The following is a 26,269-nucleotide window of genomic DNA, read 5'->3' on the forward strand; positions in this document are numbered from 1 at the left end:
AATTATTAATTGGAGTGATATATATGAAAAAAGCTATTCTACTATTGATTACTGCTGTAGTACTTAGTATTTGCTTATTTGCGGGCTTTTCCACTATGGCGACAAGTGAAAAAGCAGCAATGAAATCCAATAAAATATCGTTTTTTGGAACCCCAACTTCATCCATATCCAGTTCTGTTAGTATACCTCATCATTACCATCGATTATTATATAGCGGTACAGTCCCTCCTCTTTTAAATGAGGATGGAAAAACCACTTATGAAAAGTATGGTAATACGGAAGAACAAGCTGTTGGTATACTTAATAAATTCAAGGAGGATCTGGAAGTTAAAGGACTTTCTTTATCTGATATCGTCTACTTACGTGTATATGTTGCCCCAGATCCAAACAAAGGAAATGAACCAGATTATGCGGGATGGTTTAATGCATATGCCCAGTTCTTTAATACAGAAGAAAACCCTACTAAGACAGCACGTTCCACGGTAGGTGTAGAAAGTTTAGTTAGTCCAGATTTCTTAATTGAGATTGAAGCTGAAGTAGCTTATAAAAAGTGGCAATTAAAAGACAATTAATAAAGGAGTGATAGTATGTTGCAAAGTGTTGGCGTTCCTGGGTTAATTTTAATTTTGATAATTGCACTAGTCATTTTTGGACCATCCAAATTACCTGCTATTGGCCGGGCATTTGGAAACACTCTATTTGAATTTAAAAATGCTACTAAAGAATTGATAGCAGATAGCGGAAATGAGGAGACTAAGGTGAAAAATGAAAAGAAAAGCGAGAGTTGAACGTGTATCAATAAAAGTATGTTAACAAAGTAGATGGGGCAACTCGTCTACTTCTTTTTTTAATAGGAGGCGTTTACTATGGAGAAAAAAGAATTAAACCTTATCGGACACCTGGAGGAATTGCATAAACGAATTATTATCGTATTGTTAGCCTTTGTCGTCTTTTTTATCACTTCATTTATCTTTGTCCAGGATATCTATAACTGGCTCATCAGGGACTTTAACGGTAAGTTATCTGTTTTAGGACCTAGTGATATTTTATGGGTCTATATGATGATTGCCGGTGTCTTTGCAATAGCTGCTACTATTCCTATAATAGCCTATCAAATTTGGAAGTTTATCACTCCAGCATTAACAAAAGAAGAAAGCAAGCTGACATTAGGTTTTATCCCTGGTTTATTTATCTTGTTTATCTTTGGAATCAGCTTTGGCTATTTCGTATTGTTTCCCATTGTATTGGAATTTTTACTCACCATTTCTGCCGGTCAATTTAATACCATGTTTACAGCAGATAAGTACTTTCTATTTATGCTGAATTTAAGCTTACCATTGGGATTCCTTTTTGAGATGCCATTGTTAGTTATGTTTTTAACCCGCTTAGGTGTACTTAACCCAGTTAGATTGGCAAAGGCGAGGAAACTCTCCTATTTCTCACTCGTTATCATATCTGTTTTAATAACCCCTCCTGATTTTATTTCAGATATATTAGTAATTGTTCCTTTACTACTCTTATATGAGTTAAGCATTCTTATATCCAAGGTCGTTTATAAAAAAAGACTTGCCACGGAAGGAGAGATGCTGGCATAATATATTTACAGATAATGAGCTTTTAAGAGAGTGTATGTCAACAAAATTACCTATCTATAGATAATTTAAGTCCTCCAAAAAGGAGGGCCCTCTTTTTTTCTTTCCATTATGTTGATTACCATTGCCGAATTTGCACAGTATCGTTTTACTGTGCAATAAATCAATCTGTGAAGTGCTTGGATTTGCGTCTGAAATTTGCACGAAAAAAAAGACGCAATCATTTACTGCGATCGCGCCAATTGTTTAATAACTTCGAAACATACAGTATTATTTAAGTAGATATTTATATTTAATAATTATAATTTTGATTGTTTTCCATAATAAATATTTCAGTAACTACTATTTCAACTTTCCGCCAAATACCGGCATTACACTTGCCTCACCGTAATCTTTGATGGTTTCCACATTTTTCAAGAATTCCATATCCTCTTCTGAAATAATGAAATCCATTTCTGCATTATTTTTCATATGTTCCGGATTTGCAGTTTTAGGCAACGGAAGAAGACCAAGCTGTAAATCATAACGAATACTTAATTGAGGTACAGAAACTCCGTATTTTTCTGCGATGTTTACAACTTTTTGATTTTTAAACAATTCCCCGTGGGCAATCGGTGAATAAGCTTCCACAAGAATGCCTTGTTCTTGAGTATATTCAATCAACTCTTTCGTTGTATTACTTATATGAACCAAAATCTGATTTACCATTGGTTTGACTTTACAGCTACTCAAAATGTTATCTACATCTTCTTGTTGGAAATTAGACAAACCTATAGCACGAAGTTTTCCTGCTTCGTATGCCTCCTCAAGCGCTCTCCATGCTTCACGGTTTCCTTCAAAGAAACGATCTTCTTCACCGAAATCCATCCAGGGTTGTGGACTGTGAATAATCATCATATCAATATAATCAAGTCCCATCGCCTCTAGTGATTGATCAATAGCTGAAACGGCTTCTTCATATGACTTTACTTCCGCAGCAAGTTTTGTAGTGATAAACAGCTCCTCTCTGTTCACACCACAAGCTCTAATTCCCTCACCAACACCACTTTCATTAGCATACGCCTGCGCGGTATCTATATGACGATAGCCAATTTTCACAGCATCGACCACTGCCTGCGCGACATCTGCATTTTCTATCATCCATGTTCCAAGACCTAATTTTGGTATTTCAATTCCGTTTGATAGCGTATAATTTTCTTTTAAAATCATAGATAACATCTCCTTTTTATAATTTATTATAGGTTTCATCATCGACAGGTTCTAACCACTCCGGTGTACCTGCAGTGATTGCAATATGTTCAAACCAGCTGTCTTTTGCAGCACCATGCCAGTGTTTTACACCATCATGAGTTACAATAACATCACCCGCTTTCAAGAATTGAGCAGACTTTCCTTCTTCCTGATACCAGCCTTCCCCACCAGTTACCAGTAATATTTGATAGCCATCATGATGGATATGCCAGTTATTTCTGCATCCTGGTTCAAAGGTTACATTGCCCACACCAACATTCACAGCTGGATCGGAAACCAGACCTTTAAGATAACTTTGTCCAACAAAATATTGTGCAAATGCTTCATTTTTTTCTCCCGCTGGAAAAATAACACCATCTTTTACTTCTTCATGTTTTACCATTCTAGCTCCTCCAATATAATTTATTTTCTCATTAAATTACTTGCACTGGCGGACTACAATCCTGAGTCAAGCCGTTTATCTATATTTTTTCAGATATCTTCATCGTTCCTTTTCTTCTGTACAAATGTTTCATATAAGTCTGCCGCTTTGTTTTTCTCTAAATTGCTTTGGTAAAAATCAATTTTTGTATTAACTAACTCGAGGTTCTTTTTATAAGTTTCAAGCTTTTCCATTACTTTAGCACGGTGGTTAATAAGAATTTCCAGAAGTTCAGTAATACCAGCTTCACCTAATTCCCATGACGTCGTATATCTTTTTAAATCTTCCAAAGACATACCCGTTTCTTTCATATGCAGGATAAATTCTGCCCACAACTTGTGTTCTTCTGTATAATATCGAATATTGTTACCACTTCGCTCTGGTACAACCAATCCTTCTTTTTCGTAATATCTCAACGTATGCTCACTAATACCTATCGCTTTAGATAACTCACCAATACGGTACTTCATCGTATATCACCTCACTTTAAAGACAATGTATTGATAGATAAATCATATTACTTAGAGTTAACTCTAAGTCAATACATTATTTACTTTTTTTATACTTAAACAAATCGTCATACCTATTTGGCCATTCTGCTGCAACGAAAAGAATTAGATCTCTTATTTATCGATAAAAAAGCGACTTTTCAGAAGTTTTACCAACTAATGAAAAATCGCTTTTATGTTTTACCATATCAGGTTTAAAGAGTTATCACATTACACTTTAAAAAGGAGAGTGTAATATTAGAATAGGAAGCAAACAGTCTCTATATCAATGTTTTGCTGATTTTTTATGTAACATCTTGAACGTGGAGAAATCACCGTATTATTCCTCTGAACAAGGGCGCTTTTAATTTTGTCTTTCTTTAATATTTTTTCAAAATCAGTTAAAGACTTCATTTGCCAGGGCATCTCCCTTATTCATTAATCCAAAATATCTTTTCTTTTTTAACTTTCAATCCAATATATGTATAATTTTACCACGGATTCCTGACCTGTTGTTGTATAAAATGATAGCTTCATAATAATAATTACTAGTTATTCTCCGCAGTTAATAGTGCAGCTGGTTTCAGCAAGGGTTAAAGCGTGAGAGGTTGGAATTAAATAGAGTTTGTTCATCAATTAGGTAGTTCCGGAGAGCAAGATTGAAGTTTAAACAGGTTTTATTTTTCAATCAGTAAATGGGCTAAAATGACTCGTCAACGTGCCAGGATAGTGCAAAAGCAAACAACACATATATTGTATATGAAAAAAACGGTAAACTCGTAAAAGAATTCCCTAATGGTGATATTGTTCCTCTAAAAAAGATGGTGAATCTTAATACAAAACCACAAACCTATATTTTTCGTGTTTGCGGGTAATAACGGAGTGGTAAAAGCACATTGCGGAGCCTTATAATTGGTAAGATCGATTTTGATATCAATATTGATCCAGATGCTATATCATTTAAATCATTAGAAGGTTAATAAAAGGTAACGTTCATTCCCATTAACGGTATACTCTCTCTATCAGAAAAACAAAGTTATTTCTTAATAACTTTCATAATTAAGCTGACTATAACTGAAAGAATCGTATGGGATGACGACAATGTACATTTATATTTAAGTTCAAACACTATTGTGACCGTCAAGTAAAATGATACAGTTATTGCTCAAATAAATGACAATGACACATTTAATTGGAAATTTGATTAAAACCTACCGTGATCTATATGACGAATAATTCATACACGCAGTATTAAAAAATAATAAAAAGAGCCTATACAACAAGTAATGTATAAAAACTTGCATAATTCCAGCTCTTTCTTTTATTTCTTTGTTTAAGTAAAGCACCCGTTACTTTAAGTACACTAATTCACAATCCAAATTATAATTTTAACATAAATTGCCAATACCTTAGCTATTTATCAGAGGAATTAGCTAAGGTATTAGGGAGTTGTTCTGCTAAATAATGAAGTTGGCACAAATTTATGTCATCTTGGTAAAATAAGTGCCAAATAAGGAGCCATTTTTCTTTCTTTTTTGTAGATAAACATTGTTAAACCAACAAAAATTAGCAATCCATTTTATATGCTAATTGGATTGCTAAAAGGTTTGTTATTTTATGTTTTGTACTATTAAACTTAACCCGTTAGATGATGGCACGCTACTCTGCTTATATTTATTCAGTATGAAGTAACAATTGATCTAAATCCATTATTTTAATTTTCTTTTTCGGTAACTGTTTAATCAATCCAAGTTCATCTAGAGTAGTAAATTTACGGCTGATTGTTTCTGGTGTGGTACCAAGATACGAGGCTAAATCCTTTTTGGACATTGGTAAGATAATCGTTGGACTATTGCCACTTCCCTTTTCAACATTCTCAGCTAAAAAGGATATAATGCGGGTTTCTACATTTTCAATCGCTACTTGTGTGGTTTGTTTTTCAGAATCCTTCAAACGCATCGTTACTTCTGACAGTATTTTTAATGAGATCTGCGGATATTCCACCAAATACTTCTGTAAATCCTCTCGTTTAATTAAACAAATGGATGTATTTTGTAGTGCTTCCGCATAATTCTCATGAATACTTCCAGGTTGGAAAATGGCGACTTCACCTGTAAAATCACCAGGATTTAAAATGCGAACAAGTTGTTCTTTTCCAGAATCCGATAAGCGGTAAATCCGAGCCTTACCTGAATTGATAATATATAAGGTATCATCTTCCTCATCTGCACGGAATAACATTTCCCCTTTTTGCAGATGAAGTGTCTTGGCAGATTCCGCAATCAAATCCATTTGTGAGTCTTCCAGATGGTTGAAAATGGGAACGATACGAATACATTCTGCATGTCCATGTTGGTGATGACAACATTGGTTTTGTTCCAAAATAACCTCTCCCTTTTATAAAAAGCCTAAGAGGGCATCTTAGGCTTCCTTTCTATTCACTCGATTAAGCAGGTTTTACCTTTGATTTGACAACAGGATATCCTAAGTCTTCAATTGCCTTTTCGATATCGTTAATAGCGACTGCTTCTGAATCAAAATCTACTTTTACTTTACTAGCATTTAACATTACTTTCAAGCTATCTTGATTCACACCGTTTATTCCTTTCACCGCATTTTCAATCTTTTGGAGACAAGATGGGCAAGATAAGGTTTCTAATTGAATCGTTGCTTTTTGCATAAATCATTTCCCCCTTCATTTTTTAACGACCGTAAACCAATTTATTCTTTTGTTTTTGAGTTACTTTAAGCCTGATATGCTTTATCTACTTCTGATAACATCTCGAATGTGCCTGCATACGTTTCACATACATCTCCAGGAATGGTGTAGTTGTCTGTGATTTTTCGTAATTGAGCAAATTCAGCATCTAAGTCAGGTTTGTTCGTACCTGCGTCTTTTACTTTTCCACTAATTGTTTCAAACAATTCACGTACTTCAAAGGCTTCTGGGTGATTCTTACCATGGGCCCGTGTAATTGCAGTGGTGTATAAATCCAGTTTTTCAAAATGGTTGTTTACTACTTCGTTAAATGTTTGTTCAGACATTATTCGTTCCCTCTTTCTTGTGATTTTTTGGTCTTAGGCAGATTTTACTTTTGATTTGACGACTGGATATCCTAAGTCTTCAATGGCTTTTTCGATATCGTTAATGGTGATCGTTTCTGAATCAAAATCTACTTTTACTTTACTGGCATTAAATAATACTTTTAAGCTATCTTGATTAACCCCGTTTAATCCTTTCACCGCATTTTCAATCTTTTGCATACAAGATGGACAAGATAATGTTTCTAATTGAATAACTGCTTTTTGCATGAATTATTTCTCCTTTCATCTTATCTTTGATTTTTTTGTTTTCCCTCTTCTTCTTTACAATTTAAGTATAGTTCAGGTTCAACGAAATGAAATTGATGCAAATCAAGTTTTAAGAAAAAGTAGGGGAGTATTTTGTTCTTCCTACCTGAATACTTCCCCTTTATCATTCATCAAGACTGGTTTCTATTAAAATTATTCTCTCAAACGGTATCGAAGCAATCTCATACCATTCAAGATGACTACTAAGATACTTGCTTCGTGAACCAACATCCCGATTGACATATTCATCCATTCACTAAATAGTAGGCTGGCAAGTAAGACTAATACCACACCAACTGCTATGGTAATGTTCTGTTTCATGTTTCTTGAAGTTGATTTTGTTAAGCCTAATGCGTGTGGTAAACGACTAAAGTCAGAATTCATTAAAACAACATCTGATGTTTCAATTGCAACATCTGTTCCACTTCCCATGGCGATTCCGATATCTGCTAAGGCTAGTGAAGGACTATCATTCACTCCGTCACCGACAAAGGCAATGATCCCGCCTTCTGCTTGCATTTTTTCGATATAAGCAGATTTTCCTTCCGGTAGCATATGACCATGTGCTTCTGTTAACCCAAGTTCTCGAGCAACTAAATCTACGGTTCCTTGGTTGTCCCCAGAAAGAACGACAAGGTTTTTGACCCCTAGTTTTTTCAGTTTTTGAAGATCTTTTTTAACACCTGGACGGATTTGATCCCGAATACCCATCAGAACGTTTAATTCTCCGTCGACCGCAGTTAACACAAGAGAATTCCCATTTTTCTCAAAGCGTTCGACGTCTTTTTTAGCTTTTTCGCTTAATTTCACATTTTCCTTTTCCATTAAAGCTACGTTACCAACGGCTATACGATGAACACCTATTTTTGCTACAATTCCGCCACCTTTAACGACTTCGGTTTCTTCAACAGTAGAGAAAGTTGTCTCGCCAATATCCTGTAGGACAGCTTTCGCTAGTGGGTGGTCCGATTCACGCTCCACACTTGCTAAATATCCTAGAACCTCTTCAGTATTTTTTCCGTAAAATTCTTTTTCGGCAACTTCAGGGTTTCCTACTGTCAATGTTCCTGTTTTATCAAAAACGATAGTATCTAATCTGCTAAAGTCATTGATAACTTCACTACCTTTTAGGAGGACACCATTACGTGCACCGTTTCCGATACCGGCAACGTTGGATACAGGTACCCCGATAACTAATGCACCTGGACATCCTAAAACAAGAATCGTGATAGCTAGTTCAATATCTTTTGAGAAAAACCAAACAATAAAACCAAGGACTAACACAGCTGGTGTATAGTATTTTGAGAATCGGTCAATGAAACGTTCTGCTTCTGATTTGGAATCCTGTGCCTCTTCCACTAATTCGATAATTCTACCAAATGTTGTATCTTCTCCAACACGATCAGCTCGAATTTGGATCGTTCCATTTTCTAAGATAGATCCTGCAAATACTTCAGAATCAACCTTTTTACTTACAGGTAGAGATTCTCCAGTAATACTTGCTTCATTAATGTGACCTTCACCAATTAACACTGTTCCATCTACCGGAACTTTTGCACCCGTTTTAACTAATAAAATATCACCTTCGTCTACATCATCGACATCTACTTCTTCAAATTCTCCGTTTTCCATTTGCTTTAAAGCACTTTCTGGTGCCAGCTCTGTTAATTCTTTAATGGCAGAACGTGTTTTGTTCAAGGTACGTTGCTCCAAGTAAGAACCAAATAAGAATAAGAAAGTAACGATGGCTGATTCCTCATAATTTTGAATCAATACTGCCCCAATAACTGCAATGGTAACTAAAACATCAATACTGACAACTTTTACTTTTAATGCCTGATAGGCTTGGATTGCAATTGGTGCTACACCAAGAATGGATGCAATGATGAGCGACCAATTGAAAATGGCCATGTTGTCTAAGGAAAATCGTCCGAAGAATGCAAGTGCAATCAAAATTGCACTGATCAGTGTAATGGAATTCTTTTTACTTAATATATATCTTTGCATGTTGATTCCCTCCAATTTCATTTTCATTTGTATTCCTTGTTGATGACTCTAGTATAGGATGTTTCTATGAAATAAAAATTGATTCGAATCAAGTTCTATTGTAAAAGTGAAAAATTATAAAAGAACAGCATAACAAAACCAACTGTTTTACGGAATAACTCTTATATATTATCGAACATACAATCACAAAAATTCATTATATTGTACATTCTTTATTCAGCAGGCTTTAGAAAAGCATTATAAACAGCAAACTAAAACGCTCGGAAAATATTCTGAGCGTTTTTATCTTAATATTTAATTTTTCTTCCTCAACTAAACTGCCCGATTTGTGAACAAAAGCTATCTTATTCTTCGATATTTATTAATTCCGCTTTAACTATTTGATATTTCGTTAATTCAACCGTTTGACCATCTTCATTTTCTACAGGAATAAAATCCGTTGTAATACCTGAGTATCTACTGCTAATTGACCCTTCGATTCTTACATTTTTAAACTGCTCTCCAGTTGATACTGTAATGTTGTATACGTGTATCTTTTTCGCCATAATATCCTCTCCTCGTTTTAAAGTCTTTTGCCCCTTAATCTAATTTAGATTTAGTATCAACTCCTCCACAATCTGGCCCGTTTGCTGAACAAAGTTCAATATGGACTCTTCCACTAAACTGCCACGTTAGTGCAACAAGTAAAACTCCGTTAACGTGTATAATTATTAGTGTATATACACTTTTTCTGAGCATCGCTAATGCAAAAACGAATATTGGTTTAATTATCGTTAAGACCATCATACACGCTTTATCTTAAAAAATGGAAGTCTAAATTGGAAAAAAGTGTTTCATCTTAACAAACAAAAACTGTGTCAACTCTTTCAAGCGGTCACAACTATAGGATTAAAACTAGAAGTGTAACTTATAGAAAGAAAAATATGCATTTAAATGAATACTCAATATATATTTCAGCTCTTTTAAATAAGAAAAAGCAATATTGGTTATATGGATGAAATCGACGAAAAACTGCTTGAATATTATTAATTCAACAGGCTAACAAGGATAAGCTTTTAACAGATTGATTTGTTTCCTCAAATAATTCTCTTACAGCACATTCCCTAGGTGTTTCTCCTGAATCAATAATACCTCCAGCCAAGTTTCCCTCCAGCTCTTAGTTTTACATTATTAATCCACCTGGACATTATCCAAAAATAGGAATGTACATCTTTGATAGTAAAATCATCAACAAACACGATACTATCTGTAAAAAACTTGTTTTGTATGGCCTCATCATTCTACTCACCTAATTTAAAAACTAAAATCAGTTGTCCATTTGAATAACAAATTCAAAGCCTGATGTTTTTTTGAGTGGTATTATGTATTCTTTGAATATTAGTTTTATATTGGAAAGATCGTCAGGTAAGGCTGGTGAAACTGTGAAAGTAAATGACTGGTGCCCCACTGATCCCCCGCCAAAATTATTTCGACAGTCATATTCAACAGCACCTTCACCTTCCACAGAAAGATAAAACAAACTAGGTCTTTTCTTCCTTATGTCCATTTCGCCATCAAAATCCTCTTGATCAATTGTAAAATGAACCACACTTGCATTTTCAAATTGACGTACAAAAGTGACCGAATAAAAAACACTATCCTTTTCGAAGGATTTTAATACTGGTACATTCTTTTGAAATCCTTTTGGTTCGACAACAGGTTTATACATTTCTTCATCCAATAAATGGGAGAATACACTTTTTACAAAGTCTTCATAAAGGTTATATTTTGTTGCCCAACGGGACATCAGTTCCTTTGTTGGAAAACCAGGGTTGTTGTCTGATAGTTCCTTCCGCTGCTTTATTAATTTACATATTTGTTCATCTATTGATTCCAATTGTTCTTCATAGTGATCGACAGGTGGTTCGAATGGCATTTGGTTCATATTTTTCCCTCCAGTATATAGTCAATTTGACTATCCTTTTAAAAGAATTTCTTTACACACAGGATGATATTCATTAAGAAATTCATCGTTTGTAAATTTTTCTAAAAAGCTAACAGTTACTTCTATTGGAAAATATTGTTCTTCTTCTTCAGAAAGAGACAATTCGCTAATTACAGACTGATGAAACTCCAAAAGAGTCGGAAATTTACCCGTTTTTCTATAATTTATCTCCGTCCTACTAACTAACAAGGGAACTTTATGATACTTTAATGCATCAATATCTAATTTTATAAAGATATAATCTATATCATATCTATTTACACCTTTGTCACCTTCTACAATATCAACTAATAATTTCATTACTCTACTTAGTTTTTCAGTCAATTTATACGTCTCTCTATCTAATCTGTCAATCTGTTTCATTTCATGTTCTATGTTATCAAGCCTTTCTTCTATTGCTTTTTTATTATTCATACATCTTTTCTTCCTCTCTAAACTATTCAGTATTATGTGATTATTATTACGCACCTAATTATTGGTTTAACCTGTACTGTTAGTTCAATAGGAATTAGCAATTATTATCATTCTAAACAGTTGTTATTTCAGCTATTTTTATACCAGTTCAATGCTTTTATTTCTATTTCTCTAACAAGGCTATCCTTACCATTTATGTATGATTCCATATCATAAGGAAACTGTAGTGCCAACCTCTCTTTTAACTCACCATAACTCGTCTTAACATCCGGATGACTTCGCAAGTATCTCGAAAAGCCAGATGTCGTATTTTTTCATTACTTCCAACCTGATATATATGAATATGATGAGAGCGATTGTCACCTCCCTTTTGAAAGTATCTTCGCCCAGGTATCCCGTTCTCACCTTTGGGTTCATACTCCATTTCTTGCATCTCCTGATTATATTTATCAACATAGTTAATGTCTTTAACAACAGGCATTATATCTATTATTGGTTTAGCTTTTAGCCCTGGTATTGATGTACTACCAATATGATGAATATCTATAATTTCATTCCCGTAAATGTGTTTAAGTTTTTTAACTTCTTCTAAAAACATTGCAGGCCATTTTTCACTATATGAACACACTTCAACCTTTCTCAATGTTCACCCTCCTTTCTCTAACCATAATAAGAAATAAGTGCTAGTATTATCGAAGTTTCTCACGCCCGGATCCCTGTAATAAGTATCACAAGTTATCAATCATTGTTAATGCCTCATCTCATAGATTTTTCTTAGAGTATTGATGTGAAGCATTTTTTCATCATCCGCTGCATCCATATACCACTCCACAAGTCTGTACCCGAACATTAATAAAATCATCTCGTAAACACAGTTATCTGTTATGTGTGTTGTATCCGCAGATTCTGAAAAACCCTTGTAATACGCAGGGACACATCTATTGTAGTAGTCAACCATATGTTCCATATCTGCTTCGTCCGCGATAAGGCTTGCCAAATCTTCACCTAAATAGCCCCAGCCAGCGGTATCCCAGTCGATGAGAATGGTTTTACCGTCCGAATGGATTATGTTTTCCACCCAAAAATCCCTGTGGCACAATACGATGGGCAGCTTTTCGATACGATTGATTATTTCTTCTGCACTTTCATCAATATCAATTAGCATTTTACAAATGTGTTTCGGAATTTCGCAATCGTCGGAGCGTATAAAATCGTACACTCTTTTCCAAGAACGATAATGGAAATAAAAGTTCTTCATATAATCCACATTGCTTAGGTTGGTCAATTCCTGTAAAAAAGCTGGTTGTGCGGCAAATAACTTACCTTGGAACCGACCTAATTCTTCGGCTGCACGTTCATACATATCACCAGTCAAGTCTGCCCCCGATAAGCCGTTGATATATTCCATCCATATCTGCGTTTCGTTTTCTTCTTCGTTCATTTCGATGTGATAACATTCAGGCCAATGGAATGTTTCAGAAAACAGGGCTCCAATATTGGATTTATAAAAATCATATTCCCTGCGCCATGAGTGAGGATCGTTGTGGCGTTCCCATTTCTTCTGCGTTTTTAAAACAATTTTATAGGGTATTTTCACGCCCTTAGCGTTCTGGGCATTTCCCGTTACAAGGGATACATCACCCACTGTACCACCATGTAACTGTTTGGAATGGAAATCTGCGGAGATTATTTCTGCACCTAGCATTTTGCTTAAAGCCTGTGTCAGGGTTTCGGTTTTTATATGGCTCATTATAAATTCCTCCAATTAGCATTGAATCTATCCAGATATTTTTTGTAAATCGGTTTCATTTGCCAGCAATCCCTTATATATCAATCCAAAATCTCTTTTCCTCTTTTTCAATTTCAAAACCAATAGATTGATATAGTTTTAATGCTGATTCATTTTTCGTTTCAACGAGAAGCTGCACTTGTTTCAGATTGCAGTCTTGTAAATGGCGAATCCCTTCTATTATTAAATGACTTGCAAGGCCACGCTTTCTCCAATCAGGCTTAACAAAGACATTTTCTATAGTGCCAATACTCTCATCTGTCTCCTTCCAAGCCATCACACTGCCGATGATTTCCTCGTTATGGAAAGCTGTAATGGAAGTCCAGTATGGCTTACTCTTATATTCACGCAGTCTCTCCAACCCCGTAGGATTTTCTGGCCAGATTTCATTTTCCGCCTGCAAATATTTTATTTCCTCTTCGCAAGTGTCTATGTCCCAATGTTTTATATCTACACTGGTTAGCTTAAAGTTTGATGAGGGCAAGCTTTTATCCGCTTCCATATGCATCCAGTAAAGACTCTCAAAATGTTTAAATCCTTTTGATTCGAAATAAGCATTTTCTTTTATTTCAGTTGCGTAATTACCCACACATAATTTTGCAGGATACTGTGGTGGCAGTTTACTCTTAAGCAATTTAGCCCTTTGCAGTAAACGTTCGTAAAGGATATCCCTAACCTCTTTATCATTTTCCCAATCAGGATCCACTTTGATATTTAAATAGATTAAATGGTTGGCATCTCCTTGATAATCTTCTGAAATCATATTAATCACTTGCACTTGACCTTTTGCAATCATGGATTTGTTGTTAAAAAGGCAGTGTACATCCTCCCAGGTGTGTTCTGGGCCGGGCCACCAATAGATCACATCTTCTTCGTTTTTGATCAATTTTTTATATAATTGTACGACTGAATCCCAGTCCTGTTCATTGTAGCTTCTAACGGAAAAATCTACATCTGCAGTCATTGTATCCCCCCTATTTTCTTTCATAGTAGGCGCCTTTACTAATCTATCTTATTGAACCAAACTGCAACTTTAGCAAAATAAGAGCTGCCGCATGAAAACTCCTTGATTTACAATCCACAAGATTCTTCAAAGAAGCCCATAATTTCAAGATAATTTCCCTTCTCCTAACATATCCCTGAAGTATTGCAATACAAATCTTTTGTAAACTTCTTTCAACATATCATCAAGTCGCGAGCCATATGGGAGCGTTTCCCAAGCAACATCTAATGCTTCATCTAAAGCTTTCTTCATAGCTAACAATACTTCTTTTTCAAATGGTAAATCCTCTATTGTTGGATGAGACAATGCAACTGTAATGAAATTATAAACCCTATCATCTCTATGCTCTTCGTCAAGAAGATTAACCACTTCACATCCTAATGCTACTAATGAACCTTGTTTTACGACTTCCAATTGTTTTTGATAAATATCCATCTCTGCATCAGTATCAGCAAAGAGGAATCTCTCATATTCAATATGCTCAAAATCAATATTATGACCGAATCCACCATAACTTGTAATCATATCATCGTACATCCAAAAGACCTTGCCAAACGCAATTTGAAACTCACTAAAATTATCAGCCTGTAGAATAAAATAACTTTGCTTCATCGAATACATCTCCTAAAACAACAGTCCTGCACTAAACTGTCCAATTGCCCTCACTGTGCAGAAAAACAAATCACTTTCCACACAAATAATTAAGGATTAATTCCGCACATTCCTCAGGCGAGTTTAAATGTGTATTAACAGTAAAATTGTATGATATGTCTTTTGCCATGATCTTATCTTGCCACTCTGATTGATCTTCTGCTCTATTCCCACGCTTAATATTTCTTTCACGGCAAATATCCAGTGGGCAAAACACTTCAACAATATGCAAGGGATAGCCAGCAAAAATGTCCTTCACTTTTTCATAGTGTGGTTCTAATTCAGGTCTTTCTACTATTATGCCGTCAATAAGTACATTTTTACCATGATCAGAAAATAGTTTGGCAGTATGATACATCAAAATAATAGCTTCACTTAAGTACTTCCAGTAATCTTCACGAAGATAATGATCTCCTATCATCTCTTCAAAAAGATCATTTGCAACAACGTAGAAAAACTCATCCGAATGTAATTGAATAGCGTCTACTATAGATGTTTTTCCTGAACTTGTTAAACCATTTAAAAATACGATTTTACCTTTGTTCATCATATACCTCACATCTCCCACAGCAATTTCGCCAGTTTTTGCTAAAGTAACCTGGCACGTTAAACATCTTCTTTACAATAATAACATAATATTCCATTTATTATATTCAAAAAAGACAAACAATTATTCATATCTTTATAAACTCTTTCACTCCGCTTGTTTAAGTATATTTCGCAAAATCATATTCTTTATTTTAAAGTACCTAAGAATCAACACGACAAACAATTGCGATTCTATATATTTGTTGATTCTGATCAACTAATATTCTTTTAAACTTCAAATAGTAATAGAACTATTCTATGGTATAATTATCCAAATCCATTGTTATACATTAATAGATTAATGAAATTTTAAGGAGGCATTACTGCGTGGAGGTTAGTGTAACGAAGAATAAAAAGGAAAAAAAACACCCCTTATTATAACCTTTTTACTAATCGTCCATTAATGTGGTTATGGGGAGGGCAGTCAAGGACCGGTAGTAGCTTGCCAAAAAAACAATGTGGCCTCATGGATTTTCAGCAACAAATAATTTTCCGTTTTTATTCACATCTGCTCACATCCTATGCTATAATAATCGTAAGAAAAACACATACTAAATAACCCGCAGCGGTCACTGCGGGCTTTGGATAAGCGGTTCCCCCTGAGGGATCGGCTATCATTGGTGATAGACCTCTCCTAATTACTTGTGGGCAAATAGGGAGGTCTATTTGCGTTTGATTAATGAAACAATCAAAGCGAGTAATGCAATCAAGAAAGTGCCGAACGAAAACAGCACCATAAAACTCTCATACATACTCATGGCATCACCCCCTTTCTATAGAGGGGATTAGCCGACCTGACCCTAAAAGAACATTATCCAATTCAATTATATCACACCTAAACAGAACATGCATTCCCATCACTGATGTTTATTCTCTTTTATTGTCTACTAAAAAAAAAACAATTTCCCTTCCCATTTTCTTTGCTAAGACTCGATATTGTATGTTCAGTAGATTGAACGCATAAGCTGAACAAACAGGAAAAGACTATATAAAAAAAGGAGTCAAAGGAATGTAAATAAGAGACTAACGCATGTCCTATTATGAAAATGCGTCTTTTAATGGAATAGGGTTATGAAAGCAATCAATACTTGCCGTCTTATTCAACTAGCCTTTTAATATTTTGTATATCTTTCTCGCTCAATTGAGAAAGTAAGCTATCATTAATCATCATTTGCATCTCATCAATAACTTGTTCTCCCTTTTTCAGGAGAAAGATATCAACAGATCGTTTATCATTTGGATCTGTTTGACGCTCAACCAGCGATCCAACTCGATATTGTTCCAGTCTTGTAACTAAACGTGACAGCGCACTATGACTAAGCCCCACTTTTGGAACTAAATCTGATAACCTCATCTTTTTTTCTTCTGATTGTGCCAGGTAATACATAAGATAAAATTCCTTAATTCCTAATTTAAATTTATCTTTCAGTGTATAATCCATTGCCTTCAACAAACGATCGTGAAATTTCGTCAAGCTCACCCAAGCACTGAATAACTCATTATGATTCATAATAAATAATCCTTTCCAGCTTTTTTATTGACATTATTATATCATAAATTATATTATATGCATGTGCATACAAATAAAAGTAAAGGAGTTTTCTATCATGAGTGGTTTATTCAGTTCATATACAATTAAAAATCTAACTTTGAAAAATCGGATTGTTATGTCACCAATGTGTCAGTATTCTGTCACTAAACAAGATGGTATTCCAAACGATTGGCACTTTGTTCATTATGTCTCAAGAGCGGTCGGCGGAACAGGTCTCATTATTATGGAGATGACCAGTGTTACCCCAGAGGGGCGCATTACAAATGGCGACCTTGGTCTTTGGTCAGATGAACAAGTACCACATTACCAACGACTGGTTAATGAAATCAAAAAGTACGACACCAAGGTTGGAATTCAAATTGCTCATGCAGGCAGAAAAGCAGAAGATGCCGATCAACCTGTAGGAGCTTCCAATATACCTGTAGAAGTATTGCCAGAGGAAACAATGAATGGGGAACTTAAACCCCCAAGAGCATTAACAAACCAAGAAGTGAAAGAAACCGTTCAGCAATTTAAACAAGCTGCTGATAGAGCAGTAAAAGCGGGTTTTGATACAATCGAATTACACGGCGCTCATGGGTATCTCTTGCATCAGTTTATGTCACCAAGCATCAATAATCGTACAGATGAGTATGGAGAAGACCTAGCACTGTTTGGGGAAGAAGTTATAAAGGCGGTCAAAAGTGTCATGCCAGCAGATATGCCGCTAATAATGAGAGTGTCTGCCATTGAGTATATAGATGGGGGCTATGACTTATCACACTCTATTGAGATGGCAAAACGTTTTAAAAAAGCTGGTGTAGATATTTTTCACGTTTCAAGTGGCGGGGAAGGACCTCCCGGAGAACGCAAACCTCAAAACACACCAGGTTATCAGGTACCATTTGCACGCGAGTTTAAAGAACAATTAGATCTTCCCGTTATCGCTGTTGGTAAATTAAGCAGCCCAGAGCTGGCAGAAGCAACCATTTCAAATGGAGATGCAGAACTTGTAGCCATTGCAAGAGGTATGCTTAACGATCCTTATTGGAGTTTACACGCAGAGAAGAGATTAACTCATAAAGTAAACCCACCTTTTCAATATGCAAGAGGAATAAGATAAGAAATAAAAAGGTTCCTTATACGGAGCCTTTTTATTCTTCTTCATTTTTCCACTTCCATATATTTTCAATTAATAAAAAACAACCCCTCTAAAAGAAGGATTGCTCTGAGCTAAAAATTATTAATCAGCTTCGGGTGAGTACTCTGGTTTGGATGGGAAGTCATTGGCAACAACATCCCTTCCTCTATCACCTCCGCCGCGCCCAAAGAGAAAACATTGAATCTTTGCAAAAAAGGAAGGCCATCATTTTTGATAATCGCCTTCTGTAACTCTTGCCCGTTTACTTTCAGTGTATTAATTACAATATAGCATTATTTCTTCAAAAAAAACGCTTGGATTACTTTTAACACCCAAGCAGTGTTATTCCTATGATTGTTTTAACAAATCATTAATTTTTTCTTTTAACGGTGGTATTTCTTTATCTATAACGTTCCAAACGATCCCATTATCTACACCAAAGTAATCGTGAACTAACACATCCCTAAGTCCAGCCATTTCTCGCCATGGTACATTCAAATGTTGTTCTCTATATTCTTTAGATATTCGCTTTGTTGCTTCTCCAATAATCTCAAGATTACGAATTACTGCATCCTGGATTAATTTTGAGCTAAAAAAATCCTCTTCCCCATTTGGAAGGTACGACTCAATGTTAATAATACATTCCATAATATGCGTCAAATAGAGCTTATCATTTTTCATAACTGAATGGCTCCATTTAAAACTTCTTCTTTCAAACTCCAATGAATTGAGCTTTCTGTCACGACATCAACTCTAGTATTTATTAAGTCTTCAACTTCTTGTTTAAACCGTATCAAATCAAACAAACTTCTTCCTTTCTCGAAATCCACTAGTAAATCTAGATCACTTAATGGTCCGTCTTCTAACCTTGAAACTGAGCCAAAAACACGTACATTTTGAATACCGTGTTGAGCAGCTAAATTTAATATTATTTCACGCTTTTCCTGAAGAACATCATTAATCACAATACATCCCTCACATTCTTAAATGCTTTATTAAATACATTATATCATTTTCTGAAATTAGTTTATAGGGAATCACTGGGACGGTTCTAATGATTCATTCAGCATTGTCTCGGAGAAACATATTAGAAGCCTCGTAGAGCAGTTTCAACAAATTACAATATAAATGAATTCAATCAAAACAGGGACAAAGCGCCTGTACCCCTGTCCCTTTAGAACACAATGTGTGGTTCTGCATGTTTTAGTCTCTTACTGCTTTTTGGATAGAGTGTCTAGCATAATTCTGTATTCAAGAGAAATAATATGATTGTATTTTCCATTATTAAAGCAGGAGGTTAGACAAATGGATAAAGAATTTCATCCGAAAGAATCGGGAAAGTTAATGAAAGAACAATTCGGTACTAAAAAAGATAAGAACAGCGAAGAAGCAGTTCCTCCGAATGTTAGACAACCAATTGTAAACTTAAAGAAATAATTATCGATGTAAGGCGAGCATTAATTTTTGCTCGCCCTTTGTAAAAAGATAAAGATGAGCTTCGATTATTTACATGTGATCTTTTTTTATTGGACTTTCAGTAAGTTAACCTTTCAACCTTATTAATTGTTTACCTGAGGAGAGTCTGGATGCAATTGCATAAATTCAATTCGGTTTCCATCAGGGTCCTTTACCCAACATTGGTAATTCATATCTAACCCTTGCTTCGGTTCCACATCTAACGTTAGTCCTTTTGCTTTTAAATGGTTGGCAATTTCATTGATATCGTTTACTTCCAGGCATAAATGTTGATATCCAATGGTACTCGCGGCAATTTCATTTTTCTTCTTACCACCGTAAAATAGTTCAATGAATTGACCTTCACACACCTTTACGTATACAATCCAAGGCTCATTATTTTGATTGTGCAATTCAAACAATTTTTGGAAACCTAATTTATCACAATAAAACTCCAGCGACTTCTCCATATTTTCTACAGTAAATGCTGTATGTCCGATTCTTTTAATCATTTGTTTTTTCCTCCTGCTTTTTATCAATTTTTCTATCGTCACTCCTAATGGCTTTTCCTTGTTGAAATAGGCATATCACTGATGCTGTATTAACAGCAGGGGGCCAGATAACATTTCGGTCAAGCATTACTTAAAGTCCTTTTTAGACAGCGAATTTAATAATTCTGAAGTTGACATACCATGTCCATTTTTATATTGCTCCTGACTTTCTTTTATCATTTGTTCAAGTTCAGGATTTTCATCAGCTTCAGACTGTATAGATTTTTCATCATCTTCTTCTTGTAAAGCAAGTGTGAATTTTCCTTTTCCAGGAATTGAAAACTGGAATACAGAGTTATCACTATTCATATTTTTAATATATTTCATAAGCTCTTCTGAAGATTGAATTTTTTCCATACTAATTATTCACCACCGATACCCTTTATCTTATAGTTTCATGAATCAGAAATACACTTCTCTTGTTTCAAAATTTAACAAGCGTGTTCGGACATCATTTGCCGATATGAAAACAACCAATCCATCTTTATCGATACAGTAAGCTATTGGAATGGAAATACCTGTATCTCCAAATGAACCATCTGCATGGCTTGTCCCAATAATCATTGTATTAGATTGAGTTGCTATCTTTGTTGCTTCTGTTATCCACTCCTCAAACTGTGCTTCGCTAAACATTCCTACACCAATTGGATGAATAATTAAGTCTGCATCATAGAAGTCTTCGCTCTTAATATTATGTACTATTAACTCATCACAAAGAATATGACCAGTTTTCAAGCCTTCTATTGTGTGTAAAGTGGTGTTGCCATACTTAACTCTGTCAAAAACTACTTCTCCCATTCGATTAATTATTAGAAATCTGTCTTTTGGGTTTTCTTTGAGCCTTCTATATCCGCCGATTAAAACTGTATTAAATTTTTTTGCCAAATCACAGGCTTTTTCCACATTCTCATTTAGATACCCCTCTGGAAAAATGACGATGTCAACAGCCGGGTTATTTACTAATTCAGCTTCAAGTTGGTCCACCTGTTTTTCAAGTTTAGGTTGAATTATTAATATTTTTATCTCTACACACCTTCTTTCTTAATAGCCCTATCTAATATTTCTGCATTTGTAATCGTTTTCCTGCCAGGTTTGAATAATTGTGTTCTACGTATAAGATCCATTTTCATTCTATAAATACTATGGACAACTGTATTATCAGTAGATGTTAAGGTAATAGACTGGAAATTATTCCATTACTTGATAAGTAATCATTAGGAAAAGTCATACCTGTAAACGGATATTTAAAATTTTGTCTAAATTTGCTGAATAATATAGTTACAGGCTATAATCTATCTTAGGGGGAAATAAGGAATAAGATCTACAGCTGACGGATCGCCCCCGCATGGTGAAGGCCGTTATAAGACTGAGATATAGATAATGTATAAGACGAGAATAGCGATCCGCCACTACCAATAATTTTGAGAAATAAAAAAGGGCATGGATGTATTATAATTTTGGGTACTCTCTGATAGTTAACGGTGAAGTATTTATGAAAAAAATTTATTTAACCAAAGTCAAGCAGTAATTAAAATAATTTAAACCTCGCCTTTTTGGTGGGGTTTTTTCACAATTCAGAAAAATTTGCTGCTATCGATTTGTTGTTAATCTTCGTTTTATCGAGAATCTTCTGCTGTGCTGCAGTATATTTGTTGCTATTCTAACAGCAAATCCTCTGTTCCTTGGTAATCTCCAGAAAAATGGACATGAAAAAAGGGGGACAAAGTGCCTGTCCCCCTGTCCCAAAATCACATCTTAAATGCAAATGCCTCATACGGTTTTAAGTTTAGTTGATTGAAGTCAATTGATGTTCTTTCATAGTTACTAATAATGACATCTTCAATTTTGCCTAGGTTTGGCAGCTGTAGTGAGATATCCTTTTCACTAAAGTTAGCTACAACACCCCAAGTTTGATCTTCATAGTGTCGATAATACATAAAAATTTGTTCAGGAACATCATGAACTAGTGTGTAATCTCCCCAAACGACAATTGGATGTTCCTTTCTTAATTGAATTAACTTTTGATAACAGTGAAAGATTGATTTTGAATCTTCAAGATTTGCTTTTACATTGATCTCTGGATAATTCGGATTCACATGTAACCAAGGTTTACCTGTTGTAAATCCGGCATTCTTTGTATCATCCCATTGCAGTGGTGTTCGGGCATTGTCACGGCCCTTTGCGTTAATAGAAGCAATAATTTCTTCCTTTTTATATCCCTTTTCTAACCGTTCTCGATACATGTTGATACTTTCAATATCTTCCGCCTCGTTTATATCAGTGATTGGATAGTTGGTCATCCCAATTTCCTCGCCTTGATAAATATACGGTGTTCCCTTCATTAGGTGCAGCAGGATAGCGAACATCTTAGCACTTTCCACTCGGTAGGTTGTGTCATTACCCCAACGAGATACAATTCTTGGCAGATCATGATTATTCCAAAACAAGCTGTTCCATCCTTCATTGCCTAATGCGGTTTGCCATTTACTAAGAACTTGTTTTAATTCAGTAACCTCTAACGGTTTTGTGTCCCACTTCTCTTTACCTGGCTGCTGATCTAAACCAATATGTTCAAATTGGAAGACCATGGATAATTCATTTCGTTTAGGGTCTGAATATAATTTTGCTATTTCAGGTGTTGCTCCCCAAGTTTCGCCAACTGTCAGAACATCATAGTTACCAAAGGTTTCTCGATTCATTTCTTGCAGGTATTCGTGCAACTTTGGCCCATTGCCTGTAATCTCTTCATCTGGAATCTTGCCTACTAAATCAATGACATCCATCCGGAATCCGCCAACACCTTTTTCTAACCAGAAATTCATCATATCCCATACTTCTTTTCTAACTCTTTCATTTTCCCAATTTAAATCCGGTTGTTTTTTACTAAAAAGATGCAGATAGTATTGGCCACTCTCTTCATCAAACTCCCAAGCCGAACCACTAAAGGTAGACCTTAATGAATTGGGCGACCCACCATTTACAGGGTTACGCCATACATAATAGTCCCGATATGGATTGTCTTTACCTTTCCGAGATTCAACAAACCACTTGTGTTCATCAGATGTGTGATTCACTACTAAGTCCATTATAATTTTTATATTTCGTTGGTCGGCCTGTTTAATTAGTTCATCCATATCATCCATCGTTCCGAATTCATCCATTATATCTTGATAGTCACTTATGTCATAACCATTGTCGTCGTTTGGAGATTTATAGACAGGGCTCAGCCAAATAGCAGTGATACCGAGCTTTTCCAAATAATCAAGTCTTTGAATAATGCCGCCTAAATCACCAATTCCATCACCATCACTATCTTGAAAACTGCGCGGATAAACCTGATAAATCACTGCAGTTTGCCACCATTTTGTTTTCATATCATCCACTCCTATTTTTTATTTTGCTGAATTCAGTGCATCAAGTAGCGTATATTTTTAATCTTCGTATTTTTCGTATAAATTTCGAATGATAAATGAGTTTAAGTAGGCAACAAAAGAAAAGCCTAAAAATAAATTTATATATAACATCAAGACAAAGAAAAACGGTGAAGAGAACATGAGAATAACAGGCCCAATCACAAAAATTAACACAAGGAATATTGGGTAAGGATTTGCAATAGCCATTTTTATGACGTTTTTAAATGCATCCTTTGTCGTATTTTTAAACCTGGCGATATAGGGAAAAATCATTGTCCCAATTAACAAATAAAAAAAAGAGAAAAAGAATAGACTTAGAATAATTAACAATGAAAAATTACCATTATAGAATCCTAAAAGGGTATAGTTCATGAATAAAACAATACCAGCAACTAATAAAAGACTCCAAATAGCTGTACTTTGTCTGAAGTTTTGCTTAAATGCTTGAAGAAACTCTCTATATATTCCACTATCCTCTTTTCTGACCATTTTCAATGTAACTGAATATAGTGCTGTAATGGATGTCCCCATTGTAATAATGGGGATACTGCACACAATAAACAATAAATTTAATAAAGTTAATTCTACGGCTCTAGTCAAAAAATGATAAACTGGACCTTCCATTTTTAAAATATGCTCCATGTAAACACCTCAAAAAATTAGACATTTTCCAGGTACAAAATGCATGTAGATTCATGTAGAGAAAGACAGTCAACTAACTTTCACCGAAGTTAGTTTTCATTATTCTTTTACTGACCCAACAACGATACCTGTAACAAAATACTTTTGCAGAAAAGGATAAATCAGTAATAAAGGTATAGTAGATATTACAATTTTTGCTGCATTTAAATTTCGATTCGACACTTCCGAAATATTTTGTAAATCATTGGAATTCCCTGAGTTTATCATTTCTGCTATATCAATAGTTAGAGACTGGATATAGGTCATCAGTGGATAATTACTAACTTTTGTCATATAAATCAACCCTTGGAAAAAGTCATTCCAATTTGCGACAATACTGAACAAGGCAACGGTTGCTAAAGCTGGCAGTGAGATAGGAATATAAACTTTCAGCAATACTTGTATCGGGCTTGCCCCATCAATGATTGCTGCCTCTTCTAAAGATTTAGGAACACCAATAAAGAAATTCATGATCAAAATGATACTGAAAACCTGCACTGCACCAGGTAATACTAACGCCCATATCGTGTTAATTAAATCTAAGTTTTTAACTACTAAATAGGTAGGAATTAACCCTCCATTAAACAACATTGCAAATATTAATAGATTCATATAGATACTTCTAGCTTTAAAGTGTCTTTTCGTCTTAGAAAGGGGATAGGCCATTAAGATAATAATAACCAGGTTAATAATTAACGAAAGAATCACTCTTTGTACAGATATAGAAAAGGAACGCCAAAATTGAGCATCATCCATAATCATTTCATAAGCTTTCGTTGTAAAGTTAACCGGTTTAAGCCCAACAGCATTTGCAACAACTGCCTCATTACTGCTAAAGGAGATTGCCACAATATTCCACAGAGGAAGTAAACAAACCAATCCTAAAAAAATCACAGTAGCATATATGATAAATCTTCCCGCTCGCTCAGAAAAACGTTTACTTTTTACCATCATTTCCTTCCCCCTTAAAACAACTTTCTATCCGTATATTTCTTAGCCATGTTATTTGCCGATAATATTAAAATCATACCGATTACTGATTTAAATAAACCAACGGCAGTACCGAAACTATACTCACGTCCGATCAGGCCAATTCGATACACATACGTATCAAGTATATCCCCTGTTTCGTATACCATTGGGGAATAAAGATTGTAGACTTGATCAAACCCACCGTCTAATACACTTGGAAGGCTAAGGATAGCCAAAAGAAGGATGATTGGTAACATTCCTGGAAGGGTAATATGCCAAACTCTCTTCCACCAGCTGGCTCCGTCAATGCTTGCTGCTTCATGAAGCCCTGGGTCAATTGCCGTTATTGCTGCCAGATAAACTACTGAGTTAAATCCAAACTCTTTCCAAACATCTGTGCTGATAATTAAAGGTTGAAAGAGCGTGTTACTGCCAAGAAAATTCATCTTTTCGAACCCGAAAAAGGTTAAAATTTGATTTACTGTTCCATCAAGGTTAAACATATTTACAACGACAGTCGCTAATACAACCCATGATAGAAAGTGGGGCAGATAAACAATGGTTTGAACCGACTTTTTTAAAAATTTTAAGCGAATTTCATTTAATAAGATAGAGAATACAATAGCTAGTAAGGAACCAAATATTATCTTACCCAAGGCTATTACAATGGTATTTCGAAACACTTGGGCAATATCTGGCAACGAAAACATATAGCGAAAGTGTTCTAATCCAACAAAAGCCGAGCCAAATATTCCTTTGGACGGAACAAAGTCTTGGAATGCCATCAAGATGCCAAACATTGGCGTAAAATTAAATATCAAGAGGAATATTACGCCTGGAATCATCATCCAGTGATAGGTTGCTTCACTGCTTCTCCATTTGTTGTTTTTTTTCTTTAATTCAAAACTGTCTGCATTGTCCAACTTCATAGTAACCCCCCTTAGTTTGATAAGGGCTGAAAAGCAGCCCTTATCTATTCTTTCCTA

32 protein-coding genes and 1 pseudogene are annotated in these 26,269 nt (G+C 35.1%); 5 read left to right on the forward strand and 28 right to left on the reverse strand.

The window, feature by feature from the left end; all coding sequences use genetic code 11:
* The first annotated feature begins 23 nt into the window (after positions 1-23).
* The 3 genes from F9U64_RS11965 to tatC all read left to right on the forward strand — a co-directional run bounded on the left by F9U64_RS11965 (position 24) and on the right by tatC (position 1,595).
* Positions 24-572: a Rid family hydrolase gene (locus F9U64_RS11965; RefSeq protein ID WP_153403697.1), complete on the forward strand. Its 549-nt coding sequence runs from the start codon at positions 24-26 to the stop codon at positions 570-572.
* Positions 573-587: 15 nt separating this feature from the next.
* Positions 588-788: a twin-arginine translocase TatA/TatE family subunit gene (gene tatA / locus F9U64_RS11970; RefSeq protein ID WP_153403699.1), complete on the forward strand. Its 201-nt coding sequence runs from the start codon at positions 588-590 to the stop codon at positions 786-788.
* A 78-nt stretch (positions 789-866) separates the two neighbouring features.
* Positions 867-1,595 carry a twin-arginine translocase subunit TatC gene (gene tatC / locus F9U64_RS11975; protein ID WP_153403701.1) on the forward strand — a complete coding sequence of 243 codons (729 nt, stop codon included), beginning with the start codon at positions 867-869 and terminating at the stop codon, positions 1,593-1,595.
* Between the two features lie 339 nt (positions 1,596-1,934).
* On the opposite strand, the gene F9U64_RS11980 is transcribed toward tatC, so the two are convergent.
* From F9U64_RS11980 to F9U64_RS12070, 19 genes and pseudogenes are all read right to left on the reverse strand, one after another.
* Complete coding sequence (locus F9U64_RS11980) at positions 1,935-2,801, reverse strand: aldo/keto reductase (RefSeq protein ID WP_194287359.1); 867 nt, start codon at positions 2,799-2,801, stop codon at positions 1,935-1,937.
* A 16-nt stretch (positions 2,802-2,817) separates the two neighbouring features.
* Positions 2,818-3,225 carry a cupin domain-containing protein gene (locus F9U64_RS11985; RefSeq protein ID WP_153403702.1) on the reverse strand — a complete coding sequence of 136 codons (408 nt, stop codon included), beginning with the start codon at positions 3,223-3,225 and terminating at the stop codon, positions 2,818-2,820.
* Between the two features lie 89 nt (positions 3,226-3,314).
* Positions 3,315-3,734 carry a MerR family transcriptional regulator gene (locus F9U64_RS11990; RefSeq protein ID WP_153403704.1) on the reverse strand — a complete coding sequence of 140 codons (420 nt, stop codon included), beginning with the start codon at positions 3,732-3,734 and terminating at the stop codon, positions 3,315-3,317.
* A 1,692-nt stretch (positions 3,735-5,426) separates the two neighbouring features.
* The gene (locus tag F9U64_RS11995; protein WP_153403706.1) at positions 5,427-6,134 is read right to left on the reverse strand and encodes a Crp/Fnr family transcriptional regulator; all 708 of its coding nucleotides are present in this window, start codon (positions 6,132-6,134) and stop codon (positions 5,427-5,429) included.
* Positions 6,135-6,198: 64 nt separating this feature from the next.
* Positions 6,199-6,432, reverse strand: a complete 234-nt coding sequence (locus F9U64_RS12000) for a heavy-metal-associated domain-containing protein (protein WP_153403708.1) — start codon at positions 6,430-6,432, stop codon at positions 6,199-6,201.
* Between the two features lie 65 nt (positions 6,433-6,497).
* Positions 6,498-6,797 (reverse strand): iron-sulfur cluster repair di-iron protein, ric, encoded by a 300-nt coding sequence (locus tag F9U64_RS12005; protein ID WP_153403710.1) that lies wholly within the window; start codon positions 6,795-6,797, stop codon positions 6,498-6,500.
* Positions 6,798-6,830: 33 nt separating this feature from the next.
* Positions 6,831-7,064, reverse strand: coding sequence for a heavy-metal-associated domain-containing protein (locus tag F9U64_RS12010; protein ID WP_026907430.1), 234 nt, complete (start codon positions 7,062-7,064; stop codon positions 6,831-6,833).
* A 192-nt stretch (positions 7,065-7,256) separates the two neighbouring features.
* Positions 7,257-9,110 carry a heavy metal translocating P-type ATPase gene (locus tag F9U64_RS12015; protein ID WP_153403712.1) on the reverse strand — a complete coding sequence of 618 codons (1,854 nt, stop codon included), beginning with the start codon at positions 9,108-9,110 and terminating at the stop codon, positions 7,257-7,259.
* 344 nt (positions 9,111-9,454) lie between these two features.
* Positions 9,455-9,655 (reverse strand): hypothetical protein, encoded by a 201-nt coding sequence (locus tag F9U64_RS12020; RefSeq protein WP_058950415.1) that lies wholly within the window; start codon positions 9,653-9,655, stop codon positions 9,455-9,457.
* Between the two features lie 485 nt (positions 9,656-10,140).
* Entirely contained in the window at positions 10,141-10,251 is a 111-nt protein-coding gene (locus F9U64_RS12025) for an NUDIX hydrolase (protein ID WP_194287360.1), read from the reverse strand.
* 165 nt (positions 10,252-10,416) lie between these two features.
* The gene (locus tag F9U64_RS12030; protein WP_153403714.1) at positions 10,417-11,034 is read right to left on the reverse strand and encodes a chorismate mutase family protein; all 618 of its coding nucleotides are present in this window, start codon (positions 11,032-11,034) and stop codon (positions 10,417-10,419) included.
* A 30-nt stretch (positions 11,035-11,064) separates the two neighbouring features.
* On the reverse strand, positions 11,065-11,508 hold the full coding sequence (locus F9U64_RS12035; protein WP_153403716.1) for a hypothetical protein: 444 nt from the start codon (positions 11,506-11,508) through the stop codon (positions 11,065-11,067).
* Positions 11,509-11,636: 128 nt separating this feature from the next.
* A pseudogene (locus F9U64_RS12040) lies at positions 11,637-12,151 on the reverse strand (GrpB family protein).
* A 105-nt stretch (positions 12,152-12,256) separates the two neighbouring features.
* Positions 12,257-13,258, reverse strand: a complete 1,002-nt coding sequence (locus F9U64_RS12045; RefSeq protein ID WP_153403718.1) for an aminoglycoside phosphotransferase family protein — start codon at positions 13,256-13,258, stop codon at positions 12,257-12,259.
* A gap of 73 nt (positions 13,259-13,331) precedes the next feature.
* The gene (locus F9U64_RS12050; RefSeq protein WP_194287361.1) at positions 13,332-14,261 is read right to left on the reverse strand and encodes a GNAT family N-acetyltransferase; all 930 of its coding nucleotides are present in this window, start codon (positions 14,259-14,261) and stop codon (positions 13,332-13,334) included.
* Between the two features lie 144 nt (positions 14,262-14,405).
* Positions 14,406-14,912: a hypothetical protein gene (locus F9U64_RS12055; RefSeq protein ID WP_153403721.1), complete on the reverse strand. Its 507-nt coding sequence runs from the start codon at positions 14,910-14,912 to the stop codon at positions 14,406-14,408.
* 70 nt (positions 14,913-14,982) lie between these two features.
* A complete protein-coding gene (locus F9U64_RS12060; RefSeq protein ID WP_153403723.1) occupies positions 14,983-15,498 on the reverse strand; it encodes a phosphotransferase-like protein in 516 nt (171 codons plus the stop codon).
* A gap of 703 nt (positions 15,499-16,201) precedes the next feature.
* A complete protein-coding gene (locus F9U64_RS12065; RefSeq protein WP_153403725.1) occupies positions 16,202-16,297 on the reverse strand; it encodes a putative holin-like toxin in 96 nt (31 codons plus the stop codon).
* Between the two features lie 338 nt (positions 16,298-16,635).
* Positions 16,636-17,049, reverse strand: coding sequence for a MarR family winged helix-turn-helix transcriptional regulator (locus tag F9U64_RS12070; RefSeq protein ID WP_153403727.1), 414 nt, complete (start codon positions 17,047-17,049; stop codon positions 16,636-16,638).
* A 97-nt stretch (positions 17,050-17,146) separates the two neighbouring features.
* On the opposite strand from F9U64_RS12070, the gene F9U64_RS12075 reads away from it, so the two are divergent.
* On the forward strand, positions 17,147-18,193 hold the full coding sequence (locus F9U64_RS12075; RefSeq protein WP_153403728.1) for an NADH:flavin oxidoreductase/NADH oxidase: 1,047 nt from the start codon (positions 17,147-17,149) through the stop codon (positions 18,191-18,193).
* Positions 18,194-18,559: 366 nt separating this feature from the next.
* On the opposite strand, the gene F9U64_RS12080 is transcribed toward F9U64_RS12075, so the two are convergent.
* On the reverse strand, positions 18,560-18,892 hold the full coding sequence (locus tag F9U64_RS12080; RefSeq protein ID WP_153403730.1) for a HepT-like ribonuclease domain-containing protein: 333 nt from the start codon (positions 18,890-18,892) through the stop codon (positions 18,560-18,562).
* A complete protein-coding gene (locus F9U64_RS12085) occupies positions 18,889-19,176 on the reverse strand; it encodes a nucleotidyltransferase family protein (protein ID WP_228275687.1) in 288 nt (95 codons plus the stop codon). Before F9U64_RS12085 ends, F9U64_RS12080 begins: the two co-directional genes overlap by 4 nt.
* A gap of 340 nt (positions 19,177-19,516) precedes the next feature.
* Here F9U64_RS12085 and F9U64_RS23375 point away from each other — a divergent pair, with 340 nt between their 5' ends.
* Complete coding sequence (locus F9U64_RS23375) at positions 19,517-19,648, forward strand: hypothetical protein (protein ID WP_266095251.1); 132 nt, start codon at positions 19,517-19,519, stop codon at positions 19,646-19,648.
* A gap of 122 nt (positions 19,649-19,770) precedes the next feature.
* On the opposite strand, the gene F9U64_RS12090 is transcribed toward F9U64_RS23375, so the two are convergent.
* The 7 genes from F9U64_RS12090 to F9U64_RS12120 form a co-directional block, all read right to left on the reverse strand.
* On the reverse strand, positions 19,771-20,178 hold the full coding sequence (locus F9U64_RS12090; RefSeq protein WP_153403732.1) for a VOC family protein: 408 nt from the start codon (positions 20,176-20,178) through the stop codon (positions 19,771-19,773).
* A gap of 126 nt (positions 20,179-20,304) precedes the next feature.
* A complete protein-coding gene (locus F9U64_RS12095) occupies positions 20,305-20,574 on the reverse strand; it encodes a hypothetical protein (RefSeq protein ID WP_153403734.1) in 270 nt (89 codons plus the stop codon).
* A gap of 45 nt (positions 20,575-20,619) precedes the next feature.
* Positions 20,620-21,201, reverse strand: a complete 582-nt coding sequence (locus F9U64_RS12100; RefSeq protein ID WP_228275688.1) for a hypothetical protein — start codon at positions 21,199-21,201, stop codon at positions 20,620-20,622.
* A gap of 764 nt (positions 21,202-21,965) precedes the next feature.
* Positions 21,966-23,591, reverse strand: coding sequence for a glycoside hydrolase family 13 protein (locus F9U64_RS12105; RefSeq protein ID WP_153403738.1), 1,626 nt, complete (start codon positions 23,589-23,591; stop codon positions 21,966-21,968).
* A gap of 57 nt (positions 23,592-23,648) precedes the next feature.
* Positions 23,649-24,272, reverse strand: coding sequence for a YesL family protein (locus F9U64_RS12110; protein ID WP_153403740.1), 624 nt, complete (start codon positions 24,270-24,272; stop codon positions 23,649-23,651).
* A gap of 99 nt (positions 24,273-24,371) precedes the next feature.
* Positions 24,372-25,262: a carbohydrate ABC transporter permease gene (locus tag F9U64_RS12115; protein WP_153403742.1), complete on the reverse strand. Its 891-nt coding sequence runs from the start codon at positions 25,260-25,262 to the stop codon at positions 24,372-24,374.
* Positions 25,263-25,276: 14 nt separating this feature from the next.
* Positions 25,277-26,212 (reverse strand): ABC transporter permease, encoded by a 936-nt coding sequence (locus F9U64_RS12120; protein WP_153403744.1) that lies wholly within the window; start codon positions 26,210-26,212, stop codon positions 25,277-25,279.
* Positions 26,213-26,269 lie beyond the last annotated feature (57 nt).

Origin of the sequence: Gracilibacillus oryzae (assembly GCF_009498735.1) — a bacterium.
GTDB lineage: Bacteria > Bacillota > Bacilli > Bacillales > Amphibacillaceae > Gracilibacillus > Gracilibacillus oryzae.

What these genes read in the sequence shown, in the direction of transcription:
- F9U64_RS12120 (WP_153403744.1), bottom strand. Translation starts at nt 26,212, where the DNA reads ATGAAGTTGGACAATGCAGACAGTTTTGAATTAAAGAAAAAAAACAAC.
- F9U64_RS11980 (WP_194287359.1), bottom strand. Translation starts at nt 2,801, where the DNA reads ATGATTTTAAAAGAAAATTATACGCTATCAAACGGAATTGAAATACCA.
- F9U64_RS12105 (WP_153403738.1), bottom strand. Translation starts at nt 23,591, where the DNA reads ATGAAAACAAAATGGTGGCAAACTGCAGTGATTTATCAGGTTTATCCG.
- F9U64_RS12010 (WP_026907430.1), bottom strand. Translation starts at nt 7,064, where the DNA reads ATGCAAAAAGCAGTTATTCAATTAGAAACATTATCTTGTCCATCTTGT.
- F9U64_RS23375 (WP_266095251.1), top strand. Translation starts at nt 19,517, where the DNA reads ATGGATAAAGAATTTCATCCGAAAGAATCGGGAAAGTTAATGAAAGAA.
- tatC (WP_153403701.1), top strand. Translation starts at nt 867, where the DNA reads ATGGAGAAAAAAGAATTAAACCTTATCGGACACCTGGAGGAATTGCAT.
- F9U64_RS11990 (WP_153403704.1), bottom strand. Translation starts at nt 3,734, where the DNA reads ATGAAGTACCGTATTGGTGAGTTATCTAAAGCGATAGGTATTAGTGAG.
- F9U64_RS12015 (WP_153403712.1), bottom strand. Translation starts at nt 9,110, where the DNA reads ATGCAAAGATATATATTAAGTAAAAAGAATTCCATTACACTGATCAGT.
- F9U64_RS12045 (WP_153403718.1), bottom strand. Translation starts at nt 13,258, where the DNA reads ATGAGCCATATAAAAACCGAAACCCTGACACAGGCTTTAAGCAAAATG.
- F9U64_RS12065 (WP_153403725.1), bottom strand. Translation starts at nt 16,297, where the DNA reads ATGAGTATGTATGAGAGTTTTATGGTGCTGTTTTCGTTCGGCACTTTC.
- F9U64_RS11965 (WP_153403697.1), top strand. Translation starts at nt 24, where the DNA reads ATGAAAAAAGCTATTCTACTATTGATTACTGCTGTAGTACTTAGTATT.
- F9U64_RS12060 (WP_153403723.1), bottom strand. Translation starts at nt 15,498, where the DNA reads ATGAACAAAGGTAAAATCGTATTTTTAAATGGTTTAACAAGTTCAGGA.
- F9U64_RS12090 (WP_153403732.1), bottom strand. Translation starts at nt 20,178, where the DNA reads ATGATTAAAAGAATCGGACATACAGCATTTACTGTAGAAAATATGGAG.
- F9U64_RS12035 (WP_153403716.1), bottom strand. Translation starts at nt 11,508, where the DNA reads ATGAATAATAAAAAAGCAATAGAAGAAAGGCTTGATAACATAGAACAT.
- F9U64_RS12075 (WP_153403728.1), top strand. Translation starts at nt 17,147, where the DNA reads ATGAGTGGTTTATTCAGTTCATATACAATTAAAAATCTAACTTTGAAA.
- F9U64_RS12080 (WP_153403730.1), bottom strand. Translation starts at nt 18,892, where the DNA reads ATGAAAAATGATAAGCTCTATTTGACGCATATTATGGAATGTATTATT.
- F9U64_RS12055 (WP_153403721.1), bottom strand. Translation starts at nt 14,912, where the DNA reads ATGAAGCAAAGTTATTTTATTCTACAGGCTGATAATTTTAGTGAGTTT.
- F9U64_RS12095 (WP_153403734.1), bottom strand. Translation starts at nt 20,574, where the DNA reads ATGGAAAAAATTCAATCTTCAGAAGAGCTTATGAAATATATTAAAAAT.
- F9U64_RS12115 (WP_153403742.1), bottom strand. Translation starts at nt 25,262, where the DNA reads ATGGTAAAAAGTAAACGTTTTTCTGAGCGAGCGGGAAGATTTATCATA.
- F9U64_RS12020 (WP_058950415.1), bottom strand. Translation starts at nt 9,655, where the DNA reads ATGGCGAAAAAGATACACGTATACAACATTACAGTATCAACTGGAGAG.
- F9U64_RS12005 (WP_153403710.1), bottom strand. Translation starts at nt 6,797, where the DNA reads ATGTCTGAACAAACATTTAACGAAGTAGTAAACAACCATTTTGAAAAA.
- F9U64_RS12110 (WP_153403740.1), bottom strand. Translation starts at nt 24,272, where the DNA reads ATGGAGCATATTTTAAAAATGGAAGGTCCAGTTTATCATTTTTTGACT.
- F9U64_RS12050 (WP_194287361.1), bottom strand. Translation starts at nt 14,261, where the DNA reads ATGACTGCAGATGTAGATTTTTCCGTTAGAAGCTACAATGAACAGGAC.
- tatA (WP_153403699.1), top strand. Translation starts at nt 588, where the DNA reads ATGTTGCAAAGTGTTGGCGTTCCTGGGTTAATTTTAATTTTGATAATT.
- F9U64_RS12000 (WP_153403708.1), bottom strand. Translation starts at nt 6,432, where the DNA reads ATGCAAAAAGCAACGATTCAATTAGAAACCTTATCTTGCCCATCTTGT.
- F9U64_RS12070 (WP_153403727.1), bottom strand. Translation starts at nt 17,049, where the DNA reads ATGAATCATAATGAGTTATTCAGTGCTTGGGTGAGCTTGACGAAATTT.
- F9U64_RS11985 (WP_153403702.1), bottom strand. Translation starts at nt 3,225, where the DNA reads ATGGTAAAACATGAAGAAGTAAAAGATGGTGTTATTTTTCCAGCGGGA.
- F9U64_RS12030 (WP_153403714.1), bottom strand. Translation starts at nt 11,034, where the DNA reads ATGAACCAAATGCCATTCGAACCACCTGTCGATCACTATGAAGAACAA.